The organism is Vibrio sp. 1978, assembly GCF_033344345.1.
In genome coordinates this window covers 1-533 of the sequence record NZ_JAWPOP010000945.1, presented here as the reverse complement: position 1 = coordinate 533, position 533 = coordinate 1, and the positions used below count along the sequence as shown (strand labels likewise).

1 protein-coding gene is annotated in these 533 nt (G+C 48.2%); it reads left to right on the top strand.

The features are described 5' to 3' along the window. Positions 1–533 (top strand): DUF1254 domain-containing protein (locus R8N49_RS30005; RefSeq protein ID WP_318190811.1); only part of this gene is annotated, 533 nt, incomplete at both ends.

Genomic DNA, 533 nt, shown 5'->3' with positions numbered 1-533 from the left:
ACTCTATTGGGATTATCAGCGCTAGGTGCCAGCCCTGTATTTGCGGCTAACACCAATGTTGATCTTGCAGAAGATGCTTATATCTACGGCTACTCTATTGATGAAGCGTACAAGTTTTTCTATCACACGGCGGTAGAAAACAACTATCCACTGAACCGCTTTCAGAATATTCGTGCTCTAGCTGATGACTCTTACACCGCTCACCCAACCATTAATAACGATACGCTTCACCTTATGGGCTGGTTAGATGTTGCTGCAGAACCTGTCATTGTGAGCGTGCCTGATATGGATGAAGGCCGTTACTGGATCTTGCACACAATGGACATGGGCCACTACACCAACGCAGCGTTCAGTTCTCGTACTCGTGGCACAAAAGGCGGCCAGTTCATGTTTGCAGCACAAGATTGGCAAGGTGAAGTGCCAGCTTCTGTCGACGAAGTGGTTCGCGTAGACAGCAACCTTGTGAAGCTGATGGGTCGCATCATGGCAGTGAATGACGAAGATGCAAAAGTCGCGCTTAACTACATGGACCA